The organism is Phreatobacter sp. (assembly GCF_030691135.1).
Taxonomy (GTDB): domain Bacteria; phylum Pseudomonadota; class Alphaproteobacteria; order Rhizobiales; family Phreatobacteraceae; genus Phreatobacter.
Window position 1 is genome coordinate 22,772 of the sequence record NZ_JAUYFA010000085.1, and the last position, 24,902, is coordinate 47,673.

24 protein-coding genes are annotated in these 24,902 nt (G+C 67.0%); 14 read left to right on the forward strand and 10 right to left on the reverse strand.

Annotated elements, in window-relative coordinates; translation table 11 throughout:
• Nucleotides 1-108: 108 nt before the first annotated feature.
• On the forward strand, nucleotides 109-1,536 hold the full coding sequence (locus Q8O26_RS15375; protein WP_305577103.1) for a short-chain fatty acyl-CoA regulator family protein: 1,428 nt from the start codon (nucleotides 109-111) through the stop codon (nucleotides 1,534-1,536).
• A 15-nt stretch (nucleotides 1,537-1,551) separates the two neighbouring features.
• On the opposite strand, the gene glpK is transcribed toward Q8O26_RS15375, so the two are convergent.
• Complete coding sequence (gene glpK, locus Q8O26_RS15380) at nucleotides 1,552-3,063, reverse strand: glycerol kinase GlpK (RefSeq protein ID WP_305577105.1); 1,512 nt, start codon at nucleotides 3,061-3,063, stop codon at nucleotides 1,552-1,554.
• A 126-nt stretch (nucleotides 3,064-3,189) separates the two neighbouring features.
• Here glpK and glpD point away from each other — a divergent pair, with 126 nt between their 5' ends.
• A complete protein-coding gene (glpD, locus tag Q8O26_RS15385; RefSeq protein ID WP_305577107.1) occupies nucleotides 3,190-4,689 on the forward strand; it encodes a glycerol-3-phosphate dehydrogenase in 1,500 nt (499 codons plus the stop codon).
• Nucleotides 4,686-5,927 (forward strand): TIGR03862 family flavoprotein, encoded by a 1,242-nt coding sequence (locus Q8O26_RS15390; protein ID WP_305577109.1) that lies wholly within the window; start codon nucleotides 4,686-4,688, stop codon nucleotides 5,925-5,927. The genes glpD and Q8O26_RS15390 overlap by 4 nt, the downstream gene beginning before the upstream one ends.
• Nucleotide 5,928: 1 nt before the next feature.
• Here Q8O26_RS15390 and Q8O26_RS15395 read toward each other — a convergent pair whose 3' ends face one another.
• The 3 genes from Q8O26_RS15395 to Q8O26_RS15405 all read right to left on the reverse strand — a co-directional run bounded on the left by Q8O26_RS15395 (nucleotide 5,929) and on the right by Q8O26_RS15405 (nucleotide 7,828).
• Nucleotides 5,929-6,537 (reverse strand): TadE/TadG family type IV pilus assembly protein, encoded by a 609-nt coding sequence (locus tag Q8O26_RS15395; RefSeq protein WP_305577111.1) that lies wholly within the window; start codon nucleotides 6,535-6,537, stop codon nucleotides 5,929-5,931.
• An 11-nt stretch (nucleotides 6,538-6,548) separates the two neighbouring features.
• A complete protein-coding gene (locus Q8O26_RS15400) occupies nucleotides 6,549-7,142 on the reverse strand; it encodes a TadE/TadG family type IV pilus assembly protein (RefSeq protein WP_305577113.1) in 594 nt (197 codons plus the stop codon).
• A 131-nt stretch (nucleotides 7,143-7,273) separates the two neighbouring features.
• A complete protein-coding gene (locus tag Q8O26_RS15405; RefSeq protein WP_305577115.1) occupies nucleotides 7,274-7,828 on the reverse strand; it encodes a pilus assembly protein N-terminal domain-containing protein in 555 nt (184 codons plus the stop codon).
• 532 nt (nucleotides 7,829-8,360) lie between these two features.
• Between Q8O26_RS15405 and Q8O26_RS15410 the strand changes: the two genes are divergently transcribed.
• Both Q8O26_RS15410 and Q8O26_RS15415 read left to right on the forward strand, forming a co-directional pair.
• Entirely contained in the window at nucleotides 8,361-8,525 is a 165-nt protein-coding gene (locus tag Q8O26_RS15410) for a Flp family type IVb pilin (RefSeq protein ID WP_305577117.1), read from the forward strand.
• A gap of 394 nt (nucleotides 8,526-8,919) precedes the next feature.
• On the forward strand, nucleotides 8,920-9,084 hold the full coding sequence (locus Q8O26_RS15415) for a Flp family type IVb pilin (RefSeq protein WP_305577119.1): 165 nt from the start codon (nucleotides 8,920-8,922) through the stop codon (nucleotides 9,082-9,084).
• 103 nt (nucleotides 9,085-9,187) lie between these two features.
• On the opposite strand, the gene Q8O26_RS15420 is transcribed toward Q8O26_RS15415, so the two are convergent.
• Complete coding sequence (locus Q8O26_RS15420) at nucleotides 9,188-9,319, reverse strand: hypothetical protein (RefSeq protein WP_305577121.1); 132 nt, start codon at nucleotides 9,317-9,319, stop codon at nucleotides 9,188-9,190.
• Nucleotides 9,320-9,380: 61 nt separating this feature from the next.
• Between Q8O26_RS15420 and Q8O26_RS15425 the strand changes: the two genes are divergently transcribed.
• The 8 genes from Q8O26_RS15425 (at nucleotide 9,381) to Q8O26_RS15460 (ending at nucleotide 17,582) form a co-directional block, all read left to right on the forward strand.
• A complete protein-coding gene (locus tag Q8O26_RS15425; protein WP_305577122.1) occupies nucleotides 9,381-9,887 on the forward strand; it encodes a prepilin peptidase in 507 nt (168 codons plus the stop codon).
• 138 nt (nucleotides 9,888-10,025) lie between these two features.
• The gene (gene cpaB, locus Q8O26_RS15430) at nucleotides 10,026-10,871 is read left to right on the forward strand and encodes a Flp pilus assembly protein CpaB (protein ID WP_305577124.1); all 846 of its coding nucleotides are present in this window, start codon (nucleotides 10,026-10,028) and stop codon (nucleotides 10,869-10,871) included.
• A 44-nt stretch (nucleotides 10,872-10,915) separates the two neighbouring features.
• Nucleotides 10,916-12,367 carry a type II and III secretion system protein family protein gene (locus tag Q8O26_RS15435; protein ID WP_305577125.1) on the forward strand — a complete coding sequence of 484 codons (1,452 nt, stop codon included), beginning with the start codon at nucleotides 10,916-10,918 and terminating at the stop codon, nucleotides 12,365-12,367.
• Between the two features lie 28 nt (nucleotides 12,368-12,395).
• A complete protein-coding gene (locus Q8O26_RS15440; protein ID WP_305577127.1) occupies nucleotides 12,396-12,836 on the forward strand; it encodes a CpaD family pilus assembly lipoprotein in 441 nt (146 codons plus the stop codon).
• A complete protein-coding gene (locus Q8O26_RS15445; RefSeq protein ID WP_371134579.1) occupies nucleotides 12,757-14,109 on the forward strand; it encodes a CpaE family protein in 1,353 nt (450 codons plus the stop codon). The genes Q8O26_RS15440 and Q8O26_RS15445 overlap by 80 nt, the downstream gene beginning before the upstream one ends.
• 27 nt (nucleotides 14,110-14,136) lie before the next feature.
• Nucleotides 14,137-15,606, forward strand: a complete 1,470-nt coding sequence (locus Q8O26_RS15450; RefSeq protein WP_305577130.1) for a CpaF family protein — start codon at nucleotides 14,137-14,139, stop codon at nucleotides 15,604-15,606.
• 4 nt (nucleotides 15,607-15,610) lie between these two features.
• Nucleotides 15,611-16,591: a type II secretion system F family protein gene (locus Q8O26_RS15455; RefSeq protein WP_305577132.1), complete on the forward strand. Its 981-nt coding sequence runs from the start codon at nucleotides 15,611-15,613 to the stop codon at nucleotides 16,589-16,591.
• Nucleotides 16,592-16,607: 16 nt separating this feature from the next.
• Nucleotides 16,608-17,582, forward strand: coding sequence for a type II secretion system F family protein (locus Q8O26_RS15460; protein WP_305577134.1), 975 nt, complete (start codon nucleotides 16,608-16,610; stop codon nucleotides 17,580-17,582).
• A 4-nt stretch (nucleotides 17,583-17,586) separates the two neighbouring features.
• Here the strand turns inward: Q8O26_RS15460 and Q8O26_RS15465 are convergent, their stop codons facing one another.
• The 5 genes from Q8O26_RS15465 to Q8O26_RS15485 all read right to left on the reverse strand — a co-directional run bounded on the left by Q8O26_RS15465 (nucleotide 17,587) and on the right by Q8O26_RS15485 (nucleotide 21,978).
• Nucleotides 17,587-18,189 carry a hypothetical protein gene (locus tag Q8O26_RS15465; protein WP_305577136.1) on the reverse strand — a complete coding sequence of 201 codons (603 nt, stop codon included), beginning with the start codon at nucleotides 18,187-18,189 and terminating at the stop codon, nucleotides 17,587-17,589.
• A gap of 64 nt (nucleotides 18,190-18,253) precedes the next feature.
• Nucleotides 18,254-19,492, reverse strand: coding sequence for an MFS transporter (locus Q8O26_RS15470; RefSeq protein WP_305577138.1), 1,239 nt, complete (start codon nucleotides 19,490-19,492; stop codon nucleotides 18,254-18,256).
• 104 nt (nucleotides 19,493-19,596) lie between these two features.
• Nucleotides 19,597-19,971, reverse strand: coding sequence for a DUF423 domain-containing protein (locus tag Q8O26_RS15475; RefSeq protein WP_305577140.1), 375 nt, complete (start codon nucleotides 19,969-19,971; stop codon nucleotides 19,597-19,599).
• A gap of 89 nt (nucleotides 19,972-20,060) precedes the next feature.
• Entirely contained in the window at nucleotides 20,061-21,200 is a 1,140-nt protein-coding gene (locus Q8O26_RS15480; RefSeq protein WP_305577142.1) for a DUF2336 domain-containing protein, read from the reverse strand.
• A gap of 193 nt (nucleotides 21,201-21,393) precedes the next feature.
• Nucleotides 21,394-21,978, reverse strand: a complete 585-nt coding sequence (locus Q8O26_RS15485; protein ID WP_305577144.1) for a glycosyltransferase — start codon at nucleotides 21,976-21,978, stop codon at nucleotides 21,394-21,396.
• A 205-nt stretch (nucleotides 21,979-22,183) separates the two neighbouring features.
• Between Q8O26_RS15485 and ppdK the strand changes: the two genes are divergently transcribed.
• Nucleotides 22,184-24,862 (forward strand): pyruvate, phosphate dikinase, encoded by a 2,679-nt coding sequence (gene ppdK, locus Q8O26_RS15490; protein ID WP_305577146.1) that lies wholly within the window; start codon nucleotides 22,184-22,186, stop codon nucleotides 24,860-24,862.
• Nucleotides 24,863-24,902: the final 40 nt, after the last annotated feature.

Genomic DNA, 24,902 nt, shown 5'->3' on the forward strand with positions numbered 1-24,902 from the left:
GTCAAAATGCGAAACGTCATGCTGCGAAATTGCAAAATTTTTGCATCTACACCTAATGGCCAATGTGGTTTAGGCTAAGCCGAAAGAACAGTCCTCCGGGGTGGGCTCATGTCGCGGAAAGTCTTCGTCGGTCCGGCCCTGCGCAGATTGCGCGAGGAGACCCGCCTCACGCAAACCGCCTTCTCCCAGCGCCTCGGCCTGTCTGTCAGCTATCTCAACCAGATCGAGAACAATCAGCGGCCGGTGACGGCGAGCGTTCTCGTCGCGCTCGGCCAGACCTTCGGCGTCGACCTCGCGACCTTTGCCACTGATGACACCGACCGTCTCGTCACCGACCTGCGCGAGGCCGCCGCCGACCCGCTCCTCGCCGATACGGCCCCCAGCCTGCAGGATCTCAAGCGCGTCGCCTCCGACAGTCCCGCTTTCGCGCGTGCCTTCCTGAGGATGCACCAGACGGCCCGGCGGCTCGGCGAGCGCCTCCAGGCGGCCGGCGACACGCCGATCCTGCCGCCGTCAGGGGTGGAGACCGCCGGTGCCCTGCTGCCCTACGAGGAGGTGCGGGACTATTTCCACTACGTCGACAATTACGTCGACGATCTCGACCGGGCCGCCGAGGATCTGGCGGAGCGACTGGGGCTTGCCGCCGCCAGCGACCGCTTGCAGGTGCTCGCCGGCTATCTCGCTGCCCGTCATGGGCTCAATGTCGACGCCAACGCGAGTCTCGGCGACGATACCCTCGAGCGCTATGAGGCCGGCCCCAATGTCGTCGCCCTCGACGGCTCGCTCGATTCTTCCACCCGCGCCTTCCTGCTCGCCAACCGCATCGCCCGGCTGGAACAGGCGGACACCATGTCCGCGATCGTCTCCGCTTCGGGTTTCCGGTCGCGCGCCGCGGCCGACATCGGACGGGTCGCCCTCGCCAATTATTTCGCCGGCGCGCTGTTGTTGCCCTATCGCCGCTTCCTCGCGGCCGCCAAGGAGACGCGCCACGATCTCGACTGGCTCGGCCGCATGTTCGGGGCGAGCCTCGAACAGGTCTGCCACCGTCTGTCGACGCTGCAGCGTGCCGGCCAGCGCGGCATCCCCTTCTATTTCGTCAAGGTCGATCGCGCCGGCAATGTCATCAAGCGCCATTCCGCGACACGCTTCCAGTTCGCGCGGTTCGGCGGCGCCTGCCCGCTATGGAACGTTCACGAGGCCTTCGAACAGGCGGGGCGCACCTTCGTCCAGGTCGCCGAGATGCCCGACGGCACGCGCTATCTCTCGCTCGCCCGCGCCGTCACCAAGGGCGCCGCCCACTGGCGGGCGCCGGTCAGGCGCTATGCCTTCGGTCTCGGCTGCGAGATCTCCTATGCCGGCGAGATCGTCTATTCCGAGGGCCTCGACCTCAAGGCCGACGCCAATGTCGCGAAGATCGGCGTCTCCTGCCGCATCTGCGAGCGCGCCAACTGCCACCAGCGGGCGGTCCCGCCCATCGACCGCGAGATCCGCGTGCCGACCGATCGGCGCAAGGTGGTGCCCTTCGATCTCAGCTGAGGCGGGCGGCGTCCGTCACCGCCGCGTCAGCGTGCGCTCCACCGCGTCCTTCCAGCGAGCGAGTTTGTCCTCGCGGACCGTCGCATCCATGGCGGGCGTGAAGCGCCGCTCCAGCGCCCAACTGCGGGCGAAGTCGGCTGGCGGCGGACAGACGCTCCGCGACAGGCCGGCGAGATAGGCCGCGCCGAGCGCAGTGGTCTCCAGCACCTTCGGCCGGTCGACCGGCGCATCGAGAAGATCGGCGAGGCGCTGCATGGTCCAGTCGGAGGCGACCATGCCGCCGTCGACGCGCAGGACCGTGCCCGATGCGCCCGCTCCCGGCCAGTCCGCCTTCATGGCGCCGAGCAGGTCGGCGGTCTGGAAACAGACGCTCTCCAGGGCCGCCCGCGCCATCTCCTTCGGCCCGGTTGCCCGCGTCAGTCCGAAGATCGCGCCACGGCAATCGGCATCCCAATAGGGTGCGCCGAGACCGACGAAAGCCGGCACCAGGATCACCTCCTGGTTCGGATCGGAGGCGGCGGCGAGCGCCCCGGTCTCGCCGGCCATCCTGACGATGCCCAGACCGTCGCGCAGCCATTGCACCGCCGCTCCCGCGACGAAGATGGAGCCCTCAAGCGCATAGGTGCGCCGGCCATCGATCTGATAGGCGATGGTGGTGAGCAGCTTGTTGCGGGAGGCGACGGCTTCCATGCCGGTGTTGAGCAGGGCGAAACAGCCGGTGCCGTAGGTGGACTTCATCATGCCCGGCGCGAAACAGGCCTGGCCGACCGTCGCCGCCTGCTGGTCGCCGGCCATGCCGCCGATGGCGATGGCGCCGCCGAACAGGCCCGGCTCCGTCGTGCCGAAGGCGGCGGCGCAGTCCATCACCGTCGGCAGGAGGCCCATCGGTACGTCCAGAAGCCGGCAAAGATCGGCGTCCCAGACACCGCGGTGGATGTCGAAGAGCATGGTGCGCGCGGCGTTGGTCGCATCCGTCGCGTGAACCTTGCCGCCGGTGAGGCGCCAGAGCAGGAAGGAATCGATGGTTCCGAAGGCGAGCTCGCCGCGTTCCGCCCGCGCCCGCGCGCCGGGGACATGGTCGAGGATCCAGGCGAGCTTGGTCCCGGAAAAATAGGGGTCGATGACGAGGCCGGAGCGGGCCTGCACCAGCGCCTCGTGGCCTTCGTTGCGCAGGCGGGCGCAGGCCGCCGAGGTACGCCTGTCCTGCCAGACGACGGCGCGATGGATCGGCTCGCCCGTCGCCCGGTCCCAGACCACGACGGTCTCCCGCTGGTTGGTGATGCCGATGCCGGCGACATCCGCGGCGGTCACGCCCGCCTTCGCCAGGGCCTCGCGCGCCGTCTCAACCACGCCCGACCAGATCTCTTCCGGATCGTGCTCGACCCAGCCCGAGGCCGGGAAGTGCTGGGTGAACTCCCGCTGGGCGACGGCGACCACCTCCAGCCGCTCGCTGAAGACGATGGTACGGGAGGACGTGGTGCCCTGGTCGATCGCGACGATCACGGGCGGGTGCCGATCGGAGGGCATGTGCGTTTCCTCATGCAAGGCGCGGCTCGGCCGCTGCCGGATTGCGTCCACTGTGCCACCGTGCAGCCTTGCGGCGGAAGCCAAAAGCCGTCAGACGGAGGGCTGACGCGGCACTTGGGGAATAGCATGTCCGGGACGACGGTCGACCTTCTGGTGGTCGGCGGAGGCATCAACGGAGCCGGGATCGCGCGCGATGCGGCCGGCCGCGGCGTCTCCGTCATGCTGGTCGAGCAGGATGATCTCGCCAGCGCCACCTCGTCCTGGTCCACCAAGCTGATCCATGGCGGCCTGCGCTATCTCGAGCATTACGAGTTTCGCCTGGTGCGCGAGGCCCTGATCGAGCGCGAGGTGCTCTGGGGCATAGCGCCGCATATCATCCGGCCGCTGCGCTTCGTCCTGCCGCACCATGAGGGTCTGCGCCCGGCCTGGCTGCTGCGCCTCGGCCTGTTCCTCTACGACCATCTCGGCGGCCGCAAGCGTCTGTGGGCGACGCGCACGCTGGATCTGTCGACGGACGCCGCCGGCAAGCCCCTGAAGGCCGGGTACGGCAAGGCCTTCGAATACTCCGATTGCCGCGTCGACGATTCACGCCTTGTCGTCCTCAACGCCCGCGACGCCGCCGACCGTGGCGCGGTGATCCGCACCCGCACCCGGGCGGTGGACGCGACGCGCGCAGACGGCCTCTGGCACATCACGCTCGAAGACCGGATCAGCGGCTCCACCGAAACGGTCTCGGCCAGGGCACTCGTCAATGCCGCCGGGCCCTGGGTCGAGGCTTTCCTGACCGGGGTCGCGAAGACGCAGCCGCCGGCGCGGGTCCGCCTGGTCCAGGGCTCGCACATCGTCGTGCCGCGGCTCTTCGACCACGACCGGGCCTATATTTTTCAGAACGCCGACGCCCGCATCATCTTCGCCATCCCCTACGAGCGCGACTTCACCCTGATCGGCACGACCGACCAGGACTATGCCGGCGACCCCGCGGCGGTCACCGCCAGCGCGGCCGAGATCACCTATCTCTGTGCGGCGGCCAGCGAATATTTCCGCGATCCCGTGACGCCTGCCGACGTCGTCTGGAGCTATTCCGGCGTCCGCCCGCTCTATGACGACGGCGCGTCCGCCGCCCAGGAGGCGACGCGCGACTATATCCTGCACAAGGACGGCGGCGGCGCCGTGCCGCCGCTCCTCTCCATCTTCGGCGGCAAGATCACGACCTATCGCCGGCTCGCGATCAGCGCCCTCGACGAACTCGTCGCCGACCTGCCGGCGCTCGGCGAGGGCATCGGCTGGACGGCAACGGCCGTGCTGCCTGGCGGCGACATCGACCGCGATGCGCCTGTCAGTCTCGCCGAGAGCCTCCGGCGCAGCCATCCCTTCCTCGACCCGCAGGTCGCCGCCCGCCTCGCCGGGGCCTATGGCACCCGCGCCGCTGCCATCCTCGCGGGCGCCGGGCGGATGGCCGATCTCGGCCGCGATTTCGGCGCCGGTCTCACCGAGGCCGAGATCGCCTATCTCCAGCGCGAGGAATGGGCCCTGACCGCCGACGACGTGCTGTGGCGCCGCTCCAAGCTCGGGCTGCATCTCGATGCCGCGCAGCGGGCGGCCGTGGCGGCCCATTGCGGCGGATGACCCGGGCGCCTGCCGTCGTCGTCGTCGGAGCGGGACCCGCCGGGCTCTTCGCCGCCGAACGTCTGGCGACTGCAGGTGCGGCGGTGACCGTCTATGACCGGATGCCGTCGCCCGCCCGCAAGCTGCTGCTCGCCGGCCGCGGCGGCCTCAACCTCACCCATTCGGAGCCGCGAGCCGCATTTCGCGCGCGCTATGAGGCCTTGCCACCGCTGCTGTCCGCGGCGCTCGAAGCCTTTCCGCCGGCGGCCCTGCGCGCCTGGGCCGCCGGGCTCGGGGAGCCGACCTTCGTCGGCACGTCCGGCCGCGTCTTCCCCGAAGCCTTCAAGGCCTCGCCGCTCGTGCGCGCCTGGCTCGCCCGCCTCGCCGGTCTCGGCGTCAGCCTGGTGATGCGGCATCGCCTCGTCGAGATTGCAGCGGCGGGCGCCCTCACGTTCGAGGGGCCGGAAGGCCGGACCGTCGTGCCCTGCGATGCAGCCCTCCTGGCGCTCGGCGGCGCCAGCTGGCCGCGCATGGGCTCGGACGGCGGCTGGACGCCGCTGCTCGAGGCGCGCGGCGTCGCGCTTAACTCCCTGCGCCCGTCCAATATGGGCGTGGAAATGGACTGGACGGAGGCCTTCGCTGCGCGCTTCGCCGGCCAACCGCTGAAGTCTGTCGCCTTCCGCATCGACGACCGCACCGCGCGCGGCGAGGCGACGATCACGGCGCAGGGGCTCGAAGGCGGCGCGATCTATGCTCTGTCGGCTCCCATCCGCGAGAGCCTCGCGACGCATGGCGCGGCGCGGCTGCACCTCGACCTCAAGCCCGACCTCGACGGCGCTGCGATCGCCCGGCGGCTCGCCGGTGCGCGGCCGAAGGATTCGCTCTCCGCCGTCCTGAAGAAGACGCTGGCGCTCACACCCCAGGCCATCGCCCTGCTGCGCGAAGCCGCTGGCGGCCCGTTGCCGCGCGATCCGGCTGGGCTCGCCGCCCTGGTCAAGGATGTCGTTTTGCCGGTGCCGGGCGTGCGCCCGCTCGACCGGGCGATATCGACAGCCGGCGGGGTTCGCTTCGACGCGCTGGGGGAGGGGTTCGAGCTTGCGCGCCTGCCCGGCATTTTCGTCGCCGGCGAGATGCTCGACTGGGAGGGGCCGACCGGCGGTTACCTGCTGCAGGCGACCTTCGCGACCGCCGCCGCGGCTGCCGCGGCGATGGCGGTCCGGCTTGGACTGCGGCCGCCGTCGCCGGCGGCCCGCTGGTAGATCACACGCAGCCGGCACCCTGGCTCGGCGTCCGGCTCACCGACTCGCCGATGCGCGGACGAGTATAGAGCCGGTCGGACAGCACGATCGAGCCGGAGATGAGATAGGCCACGGTCGGCGTATAGGTATATTTCACCTCGGCGAGGACGAGGAAACCGGTGGTGCCGATCAGCGGCTTCAACTCGGTCGGAACGGTCATCGTCTGACCGCAGGTGTAGCGCGAGGCATTGCGTGCATCGCTCCATACGGCCCGCGACACGCCGAGAATATCGGTCTGGATGCCGGTCACGACGATCTGCGCATTGGCGACGGCGAAGGGTGCGATGATATCGGCCGTCGCATCCATGATGTTGCCCATGTCCGTGTTCGATATCACGGTCGCTTGCGACGACAGATCGGAGAGGGCACGGGAGGCGAGCGAGACCTTCCGGTCGGCCTGCAGGCCCTGGGTAGTCTCCACGGTGGCGAGGAACAAAGTGACCATTAACGGCAGGACGAGGGCGAACTCGACGGCGGAAACGCCCCGGCTGTCGCAGCGCAGGGTCCTGAAAGCGCGGACGGCGCGCCGGGTCATGGCACGGGCTTGGCGAAGGGACGTCGCGGAACTCATGTCGGCTCCTGTCAGAACGGCTCGTTGCGGAAGGCGGCCGTCGCCATCAGCAGGCGCTTGCCGTTGGCGAGGCCGCCGACGGTCAGACCGAAGGTCGGCATCAGCACGGGCCATTCGTAGACGGCCCGCACCACGACGATGTCGCCGCCTGTGCCCTGAACATAGGTCATGCCGGCATAGTTCACCGCGCCCCCGCTGACGGGCTGGCTCGTGCTGGCACTGCTGAAATTCGTGTATGTGCGGACATCGACCGCGATCCCTGCGCAGTTCATCAGCGCATTGGTCTTGTTGCAGATCTCGTTCTTGAAGGCAGCCTGATTGAAGTTCTGGGTCTGGGCCTGGCCGGTCATGATGAGACGCGAGGCGCTGGCCGTGGCGGTTTCCAGCACCTGGCCGGCGAAGAACACCATCGCCAGCTCGATGATGGCGAAGAGCAAGAACAGGAACGGGCCGGCGACGAGGGCGAATTCCACCGCGGCGACACCGTCCTTGTCACGCCGGAAACGGCGCACGATGCGCGGCCTCGTCATCGCCGCGCGCAGCAGCCCGCGGAAGCCGGAGTAGCGCGACCCGACGCGCCGAGAGCTCTCCCACGCAGCAGACATGCCCAAGCCTCCAATGGTCCCGGACGCCGAAAAGGCGTGTCCCGAAGCTTGTCTTAGCGGAAACCTGTTGACGAACCCTTGCCCGGACCAGGGGACTTTGTCGCGAAGGTGCGATCATTCGCCCGCCGGCGTCACCGGGGTGCGGCTACGCCCCCGGCCGAGGCCGCGCCGTCACGGGTCCGCGCATTGCCGAGCGCCGTCTCGAAGAACGCCTTGGAATCCCCGACCGCGATGGTCCGCTCGCAGGTGGGTGAACAGGAGTAGGTCTCGCGGTCGACGCCGCGGTAGACCTGAACGACCGAGTCGTGCTGCACCCGCACGCGGATCTGTATGGTCAGCAGCGGCTCGCCGCGCCCGTCGAGGGCGATGAGATTGGTCGAGCCGACGCTCTTGCCGGTCAGAACCATCAAGCCACCGCGCTGCACGGATGCGTCGGCGATCAACGGGTTGCCGATGACCAGGGTCGAGACATTGGCTGGCAGGCGCATCACCCGCGCCTGGTCCATGGTCACCGTCATGCCCTGGGCGACGACGCCGGCGAGATCGGCCGAGATGGCTCCGGCGAGCGGCGTCTCGGTCGCCTGCGCCGCGCCCACCGGCAGCAGCACCAGCATGACGGCTGCCGCCATCACGGCGCGGCGGGCGCGAAAGGAGATCGTGTCGGTGAGCCTGACCATTGTTTTCATCGAAGCTCTCGTTCGGGAGGCAGTCCAACGTGTTCCTGCAGAAAAACAGGAAATGGTGAACGAATTGCCAATAGGCCGGACGCCGGACTGTCGCAGTGCATCCTGCCCCTGCGGTGCCGGGTCTGCCCAAATGTGCCACGACCTGTTTCTTGTCGTATCCACGGCTGCTGTTGTGATTCACTGGCGGCAAAAAAGCAATAGAAGTCGGCTGTCAAGGAGTCGCAAGAGCTGTAAAAACAAGCTACTTATGTCATTTATCAAGAAAATCATTCAATTCGCGCGGAAAATAAAGTAATAATTCTATGTAAATCTTGTATTTATTGCGGTTAGTTGCCCGCATATTTATTTTATATTCCGATTAAATGACTGTTTAACCACATCAAATACGTTAGGGAAATTCAGATTTTGACGATTTGGATTTAACGATGCGGCAACGGGTGGTCGCTAACGTGAGGCCAGTTCGAACGGATCATATCAACTTGACCGGCGAACAGCGCTCTTTCGGCGCATCGTGGACATCCAGGAGTCAGCCATGAAGAACCTCTTCGCTCGTTTCGCCCGTGACAACTCGGGCGCCACCGCCATCGAATACGGCCTGATCGCCGCCGGCATCGCGGCCGTCGTCATCACCGCCGTCTACAACCTCGGCAGCAAGGTCAACGAAACTTTCGTCGGCATCAACAACAACCTGAAGTAATAGGCTTAGTCCATACTTCTGGCGGCCTGAACGCCGGCCCTGCACAGTCGTGTGCCGGGCCGGCGTTGTTTTTTAAGATCTGCCTCGTGGCAGCGTCGAAGCATAGCTTGGTATGTCGGCGGGCAGAATGTAAAAATCGTGCGGCGACAAAAGCCAATAAATACACTTTTAACTAAAATAAAAAGAGGCGTACATATCCAAAAATAATAAAACTCACCATTTAAATACGATTTTAACCGAGTTTTGTGCGCAATTTGATTTAAGGCTTTCGAGGTTGTGACTTAACGAAGGGGCAAGAGCTTCTCGATAGGGTCCAGTCAGTTCGAACCGTTCATCGCAACTTGACCGGCGAACAGCGCTCTTTCGGCGCGTCGTGGACATCTAGGAGTCAGCCATGCAGAACCTCTTCGCTCGTTTCGCCCGTGACAACTCGGGCGCAACCGCCATCGAATACGGCCTGATCGCCGCCGGCATCGCTGCCGTCGTCATCACCGCCGTCTACAACCTCGGCAGCAAGGTGAACACCACCTTCGTCGGCATCAACAACAACCTGAAGTGATCGCAGCGTCTCTTCGCCAATACGATGGCCCGCCCCCGGCGGGCCATCGGTTTTTCCGAAAGCCCGATCCATGCACGTCCTGACGGGACACGCCGCCCCGCGCCTACCAGACCATGGTACCGCCCTCGACAGGGCCGCCATCGGCGCCCTGCGTCAGGAGGCGCGCCGCGACATCCGCTGGGTTGTCGCCGTCCTGCTCGTCGCCATCACAACCGGCCTGATAGGCCTTGTCCATTCACTGTCCTGAAACCGGACCCGCCCTATCGTCGGTCCGACACCTGACCGGAAGGGATGCCATGTTCGACTTCGCCATTCTTCTTATTTTCCCGGCGATGATGGCCTTCGCTGCGGCCAGTGACCTCTTCACCATGACGATCTCGAACCGCGTGTCGCTGATCCTGGTGGCGGGGTTCCTGGTGCTGGCCTTCCTCACCGGCATGAGCTGGCCGGTGATCGGCATGCATCTGGCTGCGGGGTTCCTCGTGCTCAGCGTATGTTTCGTCTGCTTTGCCCTCGGCTGGATGGGCGGCGGCGACGCCAAGCTCGCAGCCTCCACAGCGCTCTGGCTCGGCTGGGCCCAGCTCCTCGACTATGCGGTCTATGCCTCGCTCTTCGGCGGTCTCCTGACCATCGGGCTTCTTGCCCTGCGCGGGGCGCCGCTCCATCCGCCCTTCCTGCTGCGCGAGGGCTGGTATGCCCGGATGACCGATGCCAAGACCGGCATCCCCTACGGCATCGCCCTGGCGGCCGCGGGCCTCGCGCTCTACCCCTCCAGCTTCTGGATGACTGCCGCCCTGCGCTGATTTTCGCCGACGTCAGGGCAGGTCATCGTTCGTTAAGTCAACTTGATCACCGGCAGTTAACCATAAGTTGACCTTTCCCTGATGGAATCCGGGTCGAGACGAGGCGAGTTGCGCCTTGTCGGGCCGAGGGTTCGTGGGATGCGTTTGAAGCCTGCACAGATCGTTGTCATCGCCGTGGCGCTCGGAGCGGGCGGTCTCGCGGCCATGATGATGGGGAGCCGCCAGACCGCGGCCCCGGCGCCGCAGCAGGCGGCCGCGCCCGTGCCGCAGATTCCGACTGTCGAGGTTCTGGTCGCCAATGCCGACCTGCCGCTCGGCAAGATCATTCTCCCCAACGACGTCGCATGGCGCCGCTGGCCCGAAGAGGCCGGCACCGGCAGCTTTGTCGTCAGGCGCAGGGGCGACACGGGCGCCGCAGCCATGGACGAGGTGATCGGCTCCATCGTTCGGACGACTTTCGTCCCTGGTGAGCCCATCCGGCCGAACCGGCTGGTGAAGGGTAACCGCGGCTTCATGTCGGCGATCCTCACCCCCGGCATGCGCGCCATCGCAGCGCCGATCGACGATCCCTCGCGCGGTGCCGGCGCCTTCATCCTGCCGAACGACCGTGTCGACGTCATCCTCGCCCGCCGCAACAGCAGCGCCGCCGCTACGGCTGAAGGTCTGACCCACACCACCGCCACCGTCCTGCGCAACGTCCGGGTTCTCGCGGTCGATCAGACCGTCGAGGAGCGGGGTGGCGAGAAGACGATCGTCGGACGCACGGCGACGCTCGAACTCACCCCGCCCCAGGCCGAGACGCTCGCCCTCGCCCGCGAACTGGGTACCCTGTCCCTGTCGCTGCGCAGCCTTGCCGACTCCGCCGTTTCCAACCTTGCCGGCGAGGGTGCCGGCACCGGCGATGCGCTGTTCGGCCAGGAGGGCCGCATCGCCATCGTCCGCCACGGCGTGCGCTCCGTCGTCGGCAGCCAGGGGCCGGAATGATGATGCAGTGCCGCCCCACATCCCCCGTTCTGAAAGAGGCCCCCATGTTCGCCCGGATGCACTGCACCATGATGTCCGGACGTCACCTGGCTTTCGCCCTGGCCTCCTTCGCCGCCCTGGCGCTGGCGGTTCCTCCCGCGGTGGCACAGCAGAGCACCGTCGAGCGCCAGCAGCGCCCGGTCGCCGGCAACACCATCACGCTCGGCGTCGGCAAGTCGCTGCCCGTCGAACTGCCGCGCGACGCCCGTGACGTCATCGTCGCCAACCCGGCCATCGCCAATGCGGTGGTGCGCTCGGCCCGCCGTGCCTTCCTGATCGGCGTCGCGGTCGGGCAGACCAACGTCTTTTTCCTCGATGCCGAGGGGCGGCAGATCGCCTCCTACGACATCGAGGTCGGCCGCGACCTCGTCGGCCTGCGCCAGACCCTGCGTTCCGCCCTGCCCCATGCCGGTATCGAGGTCCGCTCGGTCGCCGATGCCGTCGTCGTGTCGGGCCAGGTCATGTCGCCGCTCGAGGCGCAACAGGCTATCGACATCGCCACCAAGCTGGTCGGCGACGAGAAGAAGGTGGTCAACGCCATCTCGATCCGCGGCCGTGACCAGGTTCACCTCAAGGTCACCGTATCCGAGGTGCAGCGCACTGCAATCAAGCAGCTTGGTGTCAACCTCGCCGCCTTCGACCCGACATCGACCCTTACGGGTGCTTCCGGCAACCTCGGCAATGCCGGCGGATTCGTCTACGGCCTGCTCACCGCCGGCCGATACAACGCCACCGGCACGGCGCCGTCCAACACGGCCGTCATCGGCACCCGGGTCGGCAACAACGTCTTCAACAGCACGATCCAGGCCTTCGAGGAGCACGGCCTCGTGCGGACCCTCGCCGAGCCGACCCTCACTGCCATTTCCGGCGAACAGGCGAAGTTCCTCGCCGGCGGCGAGTTCCCGGTTCCGACCGGTCGCGACCTCACCGGCAACGTGACCATCGAGTTCAAGCCCTTCGGTATAGGCCTCGCCTTCACGCCGGTCGTCCTGTCGGAGGGCCGGATCAGCCTGCGCGTCGGCGTCGAGGTCAGCGAGATCGACAACCAGCTCACGGTGCAGCTCGCCAACGTCACCGTCCGCGGTCTGCGCACCCGCCGCGCGGACACCACGATCGAGCTGCCGTCCGGTGGCACGATGGTGATGGCCGGCCTGTTGCAGGAACAGACACGTCAGAACATCTCCGGCACGCCGGGCCTTCTCAACATGCCGGTTCTCGGGGCGCTGTTCCGCTCCCGCGACTACCAGCGCGGCCAGACCGAGCTCGTCGTCATGGTCACGCCCTACATCGTGCGGCCGACCTCGGCCAACCAGCTCGCGCGTCCCGACGACAATCTCCAGGACGCGTCCGATCCGGCCGGCATTCTGATCGGCCGCCTCAACCGCATCTACGGCTCCGGCCAGCCGGCGGCCACGCGTGGACGCTTCAACGGACCGGTGGGGTTCATCCGTGACTGACCGCGCGCACATCAACAGGGGTAGGACCATGTCGTTCGGCAATACTGCGAAGCTGACCCTGGTCGGTCTTGCGCTCGCACTCGGCGGCTGCAAATCGGTCGCCACGATGCACGATCACTATCCGCACGACTACCGGATGCGCCATCCGATCGTCGTCGGCCCTCAGGGCGCCTATGTCACGTCGCAGTGCGGCCAGTGGCCGGAGGATCTCGGCGTCGGTCCGGGCAATGTCAGCGCCCTTAACCGGCCGAACTGGAACCAGGGCTGCGCCACCCAGCACAATCTCGCGGCCATCGTTGCCAATCCCAACGACCTGTTGCACCCACGCGCCGAGAGCCAGTCGGATGCGGCACGCCGGCAGACCGTCATCGGTCGCTTCCGCCGCGGCGATGCACCCGGTCCCCATACCGTTCACAGTCCCATGCAGCCGCTCACCGACATCAAGAGCGCCGTCCGGGGCGGAGGCTGAGCCCGTGACAGACGACGTCAACCAGATTGCCGACGGCGGCGGCGAGCAGATCGCCGCAGTTCCCCGCATCTCGCTGCAGGCCTTCTGCGAGACGCCGGAACTCGCTTCCGTCATCGCCGATGCGGCCGAGGACCGGCGCATGGACAAGGCCCATGTGCGCGTCCAGATGGGCGGCGCCCCCGGCGCCGTCGAGGCCTATCGCTCGGCGCCCACCCCCAACGTCGTCATCCTCGAGACGCTCGGCCGCAAGGGCGAGATCCTCGGTTATCTCGACGAACTCGCCGAGGTCTGCGACGCCACGACCAAGGTCATCGTCATCGGCCAGGTCAACGACATCGTTCTCTACCGCGAGCTGATGGCCCGCGGCGTCAGCGAATACATCATCGGCGCCCCGGGCGTCATCGACGTCATCCGCACCGTGTCCCGCCTCTATGCGATCGAGGGCGCCAAGCCCGTCGGGCGCACTATCGCCGTGATCGGCGCGAAGGGTGGCGTCGGCGCCTCGACCATCGCCCACAACCTCGCCTGGGCCATCTCACGCGATATCGGCATCGACACCTGCATCGCCGACATGGACCTCGCCTTCGGCACCGGCGGCCTCGACTTCAACCAGGACCCGCCGCAGGGCATCGCCGATGCCATCTTCTCGCCGGACCGGGTCGACACCGCCTTCATCGACCGCCTGCTGTCGCGCTGCTCGGACAATCTGTCCCTGCTGGCGGCGCCGGCGACCCTCGAGCGGGTCAGCGATCTCGGACCCGAGGCCTTCGATCCCCTCTTCGACATCCTCAAGGCGACGGTTCCCTCCATCGTGATGGACCTGCCGCATACCTGGACGGGCTGGACCCGGCGCTGCCTCATCACCGCCGACGACATCCTCGTCGTCGCTGCGCCGGATCTCGCCAACCTGCGCAATGCCAAGAACCTGATGGACCTCCTTCGCGCATCGCGGCCAAACGACACGCCGCCGCGCTATATCCTCAACCAGGCCGGTCTCGCCAAGCGCCCCGAGATCAAGCCGGCCGATTTCGCCAAGGCTCTCGAGGCCGAACCCATCGCCGTGATCGCCTTCGAGCCGCAGCTGTTCGGAACCGCCGCCAACAACGGGCAGATGGTTGCGGAAATGGAGCCCAGCCACCGGGTCGCCCAGCAGTTCACCGATCTCGCCCTGGCGTTGACGGGTCGTCACGACACCAGGCGGGCGCGCCCTGGGCTTCTCGGCCCCCTGTCGCCCCTCCTCGAGAAGCTCTCGCAGTTCCGCAAGAAGGCCTGAGGGTCGATCGCAATCATCTGAGGCAGCATGTTCGGCAAGCGCGGCAATTCCGGATCTGGCATCGGGCGGCAACCCCCTCCGGGCGTTGGCACGCTTGAACGCGCGCCGTCGCCGGCAGTGGCGCGCGCGCCGGAGCCCCCGCGCGGCGTGGCCATGCCCTCGCCGCCCCTCTCGCCGGCCTCGGCCCCGGCCGAGGATCGCCAGCGATCCTCCTCGTTCTACGAGACCAAGAGCCAGGTCTTCGGCGCCCTGATCGAGGCGATCGATCTGTCCCAGCTCGCCAAGCTCGACGCCCAGTCGGCGCGCGAGGAAATCCGCGACATCGTCAACGAGATCATTACGATCAAGAACATCGTGATGTCGATCGCCGAGCAGGAGGACCTGCTCGAGGACATCTGCAACGACGTCCTCGGCTACGGCCCGCTCGAACCGCTTCTCGCCCGTGACGACATCGCCGACATCATGGTGAACGGTCCAAACACGGTCTATATCGAAGTCTCCGGCAAGATCTCCAAGACGGGTGTGCGCTTCCGCGACGGCGCCCAGCTCATGAACATCTGCCAGCGCATCGTCAGCCAGGTCGGCCGCCGCGTCGATGAATCCTCGCCGATCTGCGACGCCCGCCTTCCCGACGGCTCCCGTGTCAACGTCATCGCACCACCGCTGGCGATCGACGGCGCCGTCCTCACCATCCGTAAGTTCAAGAAGGACAAGCTGACCCTCGAGCAGCTCGTCAAATACGGCTCGATCACGCCGGAGGGCGCCGAAATCCTGAGGATCATCGGCCGCGTGCGTTGCAACGTCGTCGTCTCCGGCGGCACCGGCTCCGGCAAGACGACGCTCCTCAACTGCCTGACACGCTACATCGATTCCGACGAGCGCATCATCACCTGCGAGGACGCGGCCGAACTGCAGCTGCAGCAGCCCCACGTCGTCCGCCTCGAAACGCGTCCGCCGAACCTTGAGGGCGAAGGCCGCGTCACGATGACCGACCTCGTCAAGAACTGCCTGCGTATGCGCCCCGAACGAATCATCGTCGGCGAGGTCCGCGGCCCCGAGGTCTTCGACCTCCTACAGGCGATGAACACCGGCCACGACGGCTCGATGGGCACCATCCACGCCAACTCGCCGCGCGAGTGCCTTTCCCGTATGGAATCGATGATCGCCATGGGCGGCTTTTCGCTGGCGGCCAAGACCGTCCGCGAGATCATCGTCGGCTCGGTCGACATCATCGTGCAGGCCGCCCGCCTGCGCGACGGCTCGCGCCGCATCACCCACATCACTGAAGTGCTGGGCCTGGAGGGTGATACGCCCATCACCCAGGACCTCTTCGTCTACGAGATGGTCGGCGAGGACGAGGACGGCAAGATCATCGGCCGCCACCGCTCGACGGGGATCGGCCGGCCGAAATTCTGGGACCGTGCCCGCTACTACAACGAGGACAAGCGCCTGGCTGCCGCACTGGATGCGGCGGACGTCGGCGAGCCGATGAGGTGAGCCCATGCCGGAACTCGATACTCTCGCCATCATCGGCCTCGCCATCGTCTGTGCCGGCGGCCTCGCCTATGCGTTGATCTATCCGCTTCTCTCCGGTGAGGTGAAGGCCGACCAGCGCCTCGAAGCGGTGGCGCAGGTCACCCCGCGGCCGGTGCGCAACAAGGTCGAGGACGCTTCGGCCAAGCGCGTCAGCATCGAGGACACGCTCAAGGAGATCGAGCGCAAGCAGAAGAAGACGTCGAAGCCGCCGCTCCAGGTCCGCATCGCCCAGGCCGGCCTCACATGGACGCTGCGCCAGTTCTACATCATCTCGGGCGTGCTCGCCCTCGGAGCGGGCCTCGGTACCCTGGTGATGGGCCTGCCCCCGGTGGCGATCCTGGCGGCGGTCGTGGTTTTCGGCGTCGGGGTTCCGCAATGGATCCTGAACAGTCTGAAGAAGCGCCGCATGGCGGCCTTCCTCAACGAACTGGCCAATGCAGTCGACGTCATCGTCCGCGGCGTGAAGGCCGGTCTGCCGCTCGGCGACTGCATCCGCATCGTCGCGACGGAGGCCCAGGAGCCGGTCCGCACCGAGTTCCGGCATATCGTCGAACAGACCACGCTCGGCATCCCCCTGCACGAGGCGGTGATGAAGCTCTTCGACCGCATGCCCGTCGCCGAGGCCAATTTCTTCTGCATCGTCGTGTCGATCCAGCAGAAGGCCGGCGGCAACCTGTCCGAAACCCTCGGCAACCTCGCCAAGGTGCTGCGTGACCGCAAGAAAATGAAGGCGAAGATCGTGGCGCTCTCCCAGGAAGCGAAATCATCGGCCGCGATCATTGCCTGCCTGCCGCCAGCGGTGATGTTTTTCGTCTACCTGTCGACGCCGCAATACATCTCGCTGCTGTGGACCACCGACATGGGCCGCCTGCTGATGGCCGCCTGCCTGTTCTGGATGTTCACGGGCGTCATGGTCATGCGCAAGATGATCAATTTCGATTTCTGATGGGGCGACGGACACCATGCTGAAGCTCATCATCGAGAAGCTCCACGATCCCGATTTCATGATCCAGGCGCTGATCGCCATCGCGGTCTGCGCTACGGTCCTCACCTTCGCCATGCCGCTTCTGGCGGGCGACAATCTCGGCCGCCGCATGAAGGCGGTATCAGTGGAGCGCAACAAGATCCGCGAGCGCGAGCGCGCGAGGCTTGCCAACGGCGACCGCGTCTCGGTGCGGCGCACGCCGAAGGCCTGGGTGAAGTTCATCGTCGACCGCCTGCAGCTCGGCAAGCATCTGGCGCAGGAAGAGGCTCGCGACAAGCTCGTCCAGGCCGGCTATCGCGGCCAGGCGCCCTATATCGTCTTCCTCCTGTTCCGCCTGATCGTGCCGATCGTGACGATGCTCGCAGCGCTCGTTTATCTCTTCGCCGTCAATGACCTCGGTCAGCCCGCCATCGTGCGGATCCTGCTCACGCTCTTTGCGGCTTACATTGGCCTGCAACTGCCGATGCTCTACCTCAAGAACAAGATCGATCACCGTAAGACCTCGATCCGCCGTGCCTTTCCCGATTCCCTCGACCTCCTGCTCATCTGCGTCGAGAGCGGCATGTCGATCGAGATGGCGTTCAAGCGCGTCAGTGTCGAGGTGGGGACCCAGTCCATCGCGCTGGCGGAGGAGCTCACCCTCACCACGGCCGAGTTGAGCTACCTGCAGGACCGGCGCATGGCTTATGAGAACCTCGCCAAGCGCACCGACCTCGACGGTGTCAGGGCCGTCACCATGGCGCTCATCCAGGCCGAGCGCTACGGCACACCGCTGGCCAATACGCTGCGGGTGATGGCGCAGGAAAACCGCGACATGCGCATGTCGGACGCCGAGAAGAAGGCGGCATCGCTGCCGCCCAAACTCACCGTTCCGATGATCGTCTTCTTCCTGCCCTGTCTCTTCGTCGTCATCATGGGCCCGGCGGCGATCCGCCTGACCGGCGCCAACTGACGGTTCAATTGCGGTCGGCGCCGATCGGCATGGTGTCGAGAGGCGCGACCTCGTCTGACGCCGCTGTACGCTCGCCGCGATCGGCGGCTTCGACGGTCGCGGTTGCCAGCCGGCGATAGAGGTTGCGGGTGCGGCGCACCGGCCACCAGTCGTAGAAGAGGATTTGCGCCGGGCGCCAGTTGGCCACCCAGCCGAAGACGGAGATGCCGTCGCGCAGCCCCTCGCGCCAGCCCCCCGGAAGAGCCGAATTGTCGATGGCACGCGACAGCACGGTGCAGAAGGCGAGCACACACAGGCCGATGGCGAGCGAGATGAGGCCGGTGCGGATGAGCTGGCGCAGATTCTGGTGCTCGCTGTTCGCCATCCGGCTGAAATGAACCCTGACGACCTCCTCAAGCTTGGCGGCCTGAACCGCAGGGGCCGGCTTGCCGCGGATGCTCAGGGCGATCACGAAGGCGTCGTGTCGCGGCGCGTACCAGGACTGGGATGCGATGTACTGGGCGGCGGTGCTGTTCAGGCTGAACGCGTGGAACGGCGAAGGATCGAAGGTGGCGAACAGCTGTTCGACGTCCCTGACGTCGAGGGCGATGCGGGTCTGGTTTCTCATGCAAGCCCCTTCGGGAAAGGCGGACACCGCAGGGTGCCGCGTCGGCAGGCGGGCGTCGAGAGCCTCAGGCCCGCGCCAGCCTTTCACGCCGCAGCAGGAGCCATCCAACGATCGCGAGGTTCACCAGGTTCCACAGGATGCCGTTGATAAACGCGGCCTGATAGGACTGGGTGATGTCGAAGATGACGCCCGAGATCCAGCCGCCGAAGGCCATGCCGAGCAACGTCGCCATCAGCGCGATGCCGACGCGGGTGCCCGCTTCGCCCGGAGCGAAATACTCCCGCACGATGATGGCGTAGCTCGGCACGATGCCACCCTGGAACAGGCCGAACAGGATCGAGAAGATGTAGAGCGGTGTCAGACCGTCCGAGGTCAGGAACAGGACGAGCGCGAGCCCCTGCAGCGTGGAGCCGAGCAGCAGCGTCGCCAGCCCGCCGATACGGTCGGCCACGAAGCCGGAAGCGACGCGGCTGATGATGCCGAAGGCGAGCATGAGCGAGAGCATTTCCGAGCCCCGCGCCACGCCGTAGCCGAGATCGGCGCAATAGGCGACGATATGGACCTGCGGCATCGACATCGCCACGCAGCAGGAGACGCCCGCGACGGCAAGCAGGACCATCAGCATGTTGGGCGAGAGCCCGAGGGCGGCGGGGCTCGCCGAGCGTGCGAGGCTGACCGACCCGGTCTCCGCGGTCGGCGGCCTGCGGCGGAGCAGCAGCGCCAGCGGCACCATCAGCACCACGACGGTGACCGCGATGATGAGATGGGTCGTTCGCCAGCCGACGCTGTCCAGCGAGAAGCGCACGATCTGCGGCCAGATGGCACCGGCGAGATAATTGCCCGAGGCCGCGATGGCCACCGCGATGCCGCGCCGCCTGTCGAACCAGAACGACACATGGGCGAGGAGCGGGCCGAACACGGCCGCCGATCCGAGCCCGATCAGCAGGCCATGGACCAGGGCGAAGACAATGATCGAGGGCGCGACGGCAGCGAGCGCATAGCCCGCGCCGAGGAGGAAGCTGCCGCCGATGACCGGCGCCATGATACCGAAACGATCCGAGATGCGGCCCATCACCACCCCGCCGCCGGCAAAGCCCAGCATCGCGAACGTGTAGGGAAGGGCGGCTTCGCCCCGGCCGATCCCGAAATCGGCCTGCACGGCCGGCATCACCACGACGACCGACCACATGCCGACGCCGCCGATCGTGCCGAGCGCCAGCGCGATCGCGAGCCTGATCCAGGCTGCCCGTCCATCGATGTCGGACGCCGGAGACCGGTAGCGGTCGTGGGAGAGCTGCTGCACGGGGGCCTGCCTGCCGGAGGGAGGACGAGGCTAGCATTGCCGATCTGCACGAAACAGCGGCAGCGGCGCGTGGCTTCCGTGCAGTTGGCGCGCCGGCCCCCGGTTCAGCCCGAGCGCCGGCCGCCCAGCGCTCCGGCCAGAGCCACCCCGACCCAGGCGGCCATCATCGCCATGCCGCCGATGGGGGCCGCCATGGGAAAGAGGCCTGTGCCTGCAAAGACGCGCATGGCGATGTCGCCGCTGAAGAGCACGGTCCCCGCCACCAGGGCCCATGCGGCGATGCGCGCGACCAGATCGTTGAGGAGATCCGCCTTCCGGCCGATCGCGACCGCAATGATCAAGGGGGCGTGCAGCGACAGCATGGTCGCTGCGACGGCGAGACTGGTGCCGGCATAGGCGTGGCTGGCCAGGGCTGCGAAAGCCACGCCGGTGGCACCCATCAGCCCGGCGACGAGGATCATAAGGCGTGTGGCTGGCATGACGTTCCTGCGCGCGGCCTGCCTGACGGCGCGTCCTGACCTCCGACATGGTGACCGCCGCTCCGCCCGTCAATGCGGCGTCGTGCGTGTCAGGCGAGGTGAACGGGGATCGACAGGCGCTGGGCTGGCTGGTTGCGGAGTTGCGACCGCTTCGGTGCATGGCCGCGGAGCAGGGCCAGTTCCGCATCGATCTCCTTCTCGGTCAGCATCCGGTAGCGGCGCAGGAGGCCACGCGGATCCGGCGCCGGTTTGCGCCAGCGGCGGCAGAACGATCCGACGAGGGAGGCGTAGACGTTCTCGTCGAGGGCGACGGCGCGGGCCATGGCCTCGAAGGGTTCGATACGCCCGCGCGCGAGGGCGGTGATCAGCGCCTCCCGCTTGATGTCGAGGGTGACGCCGAGCATTTCCACCGCGGGGATGACCTGATCGGTCGCCGCCAGGAGCGTCAGTGCCTCTGCGAGCGACTTCGTGCCGTCCTTGACGTTCTGGCGCAGTTCATCCGCGCCTTCAACGCAGTCCCCATGCAGGCGGATGCGCCTGACCTTGGCGATGATCGCCTCGGAGGCGAGCTTCTGTGCTTCCTGCACGGCATCGCGATCGAGCCGTTCGAACAGGACTGTCTTGAGGTTGTCGGGCACAACCAGCGCCAGGCGCAGGGCATCCTCGGGGCCGAGTTCGGGCCGGCTGCACAATTGGCCCTGGAGCTGGGGGTCGTGCGAGGCTCGGGTCACGAGCCGTCCGTAGGCCTTCGACGACAATGTGACGTTTGCGTTGCCGGCCAGTGTGCGGACGGTGCGCGCGTCGCCGACCTCGGCCAGCGCCTCGGCCGCCTCGCCGGTCAGATCCTCGCGCTCCGCCATGATCCGCATGTCGACGAAGCGTCGCTGCTTCCCGAGGTTGAGGATGGTGGCGGGCTCGGGGGTGACCTGTCCGATGGAAATCTCTGCGACGAGTTCGTCGTCCTTTTCGATCGCTGCGAAGGTGCGCGGCAGGTCGAGATCGAGGGCGCCGAAACTGCGGGCGAAGAAAACGCGCCGTTCGATCGGCATCGGCGGCAGCAGGTGCGCCACGATCCGGTCCAGCCGCTCCTGCGCCTTGGCGGAGGGGCGCGGCCGGTCGGGGCCGAACTGGCCGAGGATGCCCATCACCAGCGCCTGCTGCGCCATCGGCGGCAACTGATCCACCGCGGCGAGGACCTGTTCGACGGGATTTTCGAGCGAGGGAATCATGGGCGCGCTGTAACCGACCTAAGAGGTAGGAGAATGCCTCCACTTCGATAACGTTACGTAAATGGTCAGCGGTTGAATCGTCGCAGCGAATAGAGCCGTCTCGATGGCACGGCGGTTCGAATCACCGGCGCGCCCGGTGAGCCATTCTGAACCGGCCGGCCGCGCCTGGCGGGCTCATCGTCCCACTGCCGAACTACTGTGCGACCGGCGTCGCCCGGCTGCGCAGCGTGATCACCCGGCTGCGCCCCAGCCGGCGGGTCAGGGCTGTTTCGCTGTCCATGCCGGCCCTGTGGCCGCCGAGCGCCCGGTAGTGGGTACGCGACAGCAGCAGCCCCTGATGTGGATCGGCTCCGCCGCCGAACAGGAATTTCAATCGCGCCTGCGCCAGATGTGCCTTCGCCGCCAGTCCGTAATCGTCGACGCCAAGGGAGAAGGCCGCGGCACGGCGATCGATCTCCTGGCGCCGGGTCACCAGATCCAGAAAGCCGTGGACTTCGCGGATCCATCCCTCGTCGAGCACGACACCGGGACGCATGAACATCAGCCAGGGCGCCTTGGCCGTCCCCGTCGCGGCGGCGAGCCTGGCGCCACGGTCGACCGGACCGACCAGGAACCGGCAGCCCGCGACATCGGCCACCGCCTCGGTCCCGTCCTGTGACCCGCCATCGGCGATCACCGCCTCGATGACGATCCCGTCCGCCGCTCCCGAGACGAGAGAGGCGAGTGTCGGCACCAGCCGGCGTTCGTCGTTGAGGGTCGGAATGATGACGCTGATCACGGGGAACAATCCTCTTGCAATGCAGTATAATCGTGCCGCACTGCATTCATCCAGCCTTCATCGCAGCGTCATGAAAGCGCCCTGCGGACCGGGAGAATGGGGCCGCGGTTGAAATGAAACCGCGAAAGCGCCTAAAGAAACGCGCCGCAGCAATCGGCTCCCCTCCGGTGTCGGTGCAGCGCATGACAAGTCCGGGAATTCGACCATGACGCAATGGGTCTTCACCTTCGGCGACGGCAAGGCCGAGGGACAGTCGAGCATGCGCGACCTGCTGGGTGGCAAGGGCGCCAATCTCGCGGAAATGTCCAATATGGGCCTGCCCGTGCCCCCCGGCTTCACGATCACCACGGAAGCCTGCATCTGGTACTACGCCAACGGTCGCTCCTATCCGGCGGAACTGAAGGCGCAGGTAGAGACCGGCCTCGCCCAGATCGGCACGCTCACCGGCAAGGTGTTCGGCGATGCCGCCAACCCGCTCCTCGTCTCCGTGCGGTCGGGGGCCCGCGCCTCCATGCCGGGCATGATGGACACGATCCTCAACCTCGGCCTCAACGACGTGACCGTTGCCGCCCTCGGCCAGGGCTCGGGCGACGAGCGCTTCGCCTATGACAGCTACCGCCGCTTCATCCAGATGTATTCCAATGTCGTCCTCGACGTCGACCACCACAATTTCGAGGACATCCTGGAGATCTACAAGGAGCGCAAGGGCCTGACCCTCGACACCGACCTCTCGGCCGCGGACTGGAAGCACCTCGTGGGTGAATACAAGCGGCGCGTCGAGGAGGAGACCGGCAGCCCCTTCCCGCAGGACCCCCGCGAACAGCTCTGGGGCGCCATGGGCGCCGTCTTCTCGTCCTGGATGAACCAGCGCGCCATCACCTATCGCCGCCTCCATGCCATCCCTGAGAGCTGGGGCACGGCGGTGAACGTCCAGGCCATGGTCTTCGGCAATATGGGCGAAACCTCCGCCACCGGCGTCGCCTTCACCCGCAACCCCTCCACCGGTGCCAAGGAGCTCTACGGCGAGTTCCTCATCAATGCCCAGGGCGAGGACGTCGTCGCCGGTATCCGCACGCCGCAGAACATCACCGAGATCGCCCGCATCAATGCCGGCTCCGACAAGCCGTCCATGGAGACAGCCCTGCCGGAAGTCTACCAGCAGTTCATCGCGGTGGCGGCGACGCTGGAAAAGCACTACCGCGACATGCAGGACCTCGAATTCACCGTCGAGCGCGGCAAGCTCTGGATGCTGCAGACCCGCAACGGCAAGCGCACCGCCAAGGCGAGCCTCAGGATCGCCGTTGAACTGGCGAACGAGGGCCTGCTGACGCGCGAGGAGGCGGTCTCGCGGGTCGAGCCCAGTTCCCTCGACCAGCTGCTGCACCCGACCATCGACCCGAAGGCCGAGCGTCGCGTGCTCGCCACCGGCCTGCCGGCCTCGCCCGGCGCCGCCCAGGGCGAGATCGTCTTCAATTCCGATGAGGCCGAGGCGATGAAGGCCGGCGGCCACAAGGTGATCCTCGTGCGCGTCGAGACGAGCCCCGAGGACATCCACGGCATGCATGCCGCCGAGGGCATCCTGACGACGCGCGGCGGCATGACAAGCCACGCGGCGGTGGTCGCCCGCGGCATGGGCAAGCCCTGCGTCTCCGGCGCCGGTACGCTGCGCGTCGACTATCAGGCGCAGACCATGTCGATTGCCGGCAAGGTGCTGCGCAAGGGCGACGTCATCACCATCGACGGATCGACCGGGCAGGTGCTGCTCGGCGAGGTGCCCATGCTCCAGCCCGAGCTCTCCGGCGAATTCAGCACCCTCATGGGCTGGGCCGACGGGTTCCGCCGCCTCAAGGTGCGCACCAATGCCGAGACCCCGGCCGACGCCCGCGCCGCGGTGGAATTCGGCGCCGAGGGCATCGGCCTCTGCCGCACGGAGCACATGTTCTTCGACGAGGAGCGGATCGTCGCCATGCGCGAGATGATCCTCGCCAACGATGAGGATGGCCGCCGCGCCGCGCTCGCCAAGCTCCTGCCGATGCAGCGCTCCGACTTCGTCGAGCTGTTCGAGATCATGGCCGGCCTGCCCGTCACTATCCGCCTGCTCGATCCGCCGTTGCACGAGTTCCTGCCCCATACCGATGCCGAGATCGCCGAGGTCGCTGCCGCCATGGGCGCCGATCCGAAGAAGCTGAAGGCCCGCGCCGAGGAACTGCACGAGGTCAACCCGATGCTCGGCTTCCGCGGCTGCCGTCTTGCCGTCGCCTATCCCGAGATCGCCGAGATGCAGGCGCGCGCCATCTTCGAGGCCGCGGTTATCGCCGGACGGAAGAGCGGCAAGCCCGTGGTTCCCGAGGTCATGGTTCCGCTGGTCTCCATCAAGGCCGAACTCGACCTCGTCAAGGCGCGCATCGTCGCCATGGCCGAGGCCGTCATGAAGGAGACCGGCGCCAGCCTCGACTATATCGTCGGGACCATGATCGAACTGCCGCGCGCCGCCCTGCAGGCCGGCAAGATCGCCGAAAGCGCGGAGTTCTTCTCCTTCGGCACCAACGACCTCACGCAGACGACCTACGGAATTTCCCGCGACGACGCGGCGAGCTTCCTCAACCCCTATATCAACAAGGGGATCATCTCGATCGATCCCTTCGTCTCCCTCGACCAGGAGGGCGTCGGCGAACTCGTCCAGATCGCCGCCGACCGCGGCCGCAAGACCCGCCCTGACATCAAGCTCGGCATCTGCGGCGAGCACGGCGGTGACCCGCCCTCCATCCATTTCTGCGAGCGGGTCGGCCTCGACTATGTCTCCTGCTCGCCCTTCCGCGTGCCGATCGCCCGCCTCGCGGCGGCGCAGGCGGCCCTCGGCAAGGCGGCGGCGGGGCAGGCCTGAGGCGGCCCGTCACCTTCGTCGCGGTTGGCGGGACGCAGCC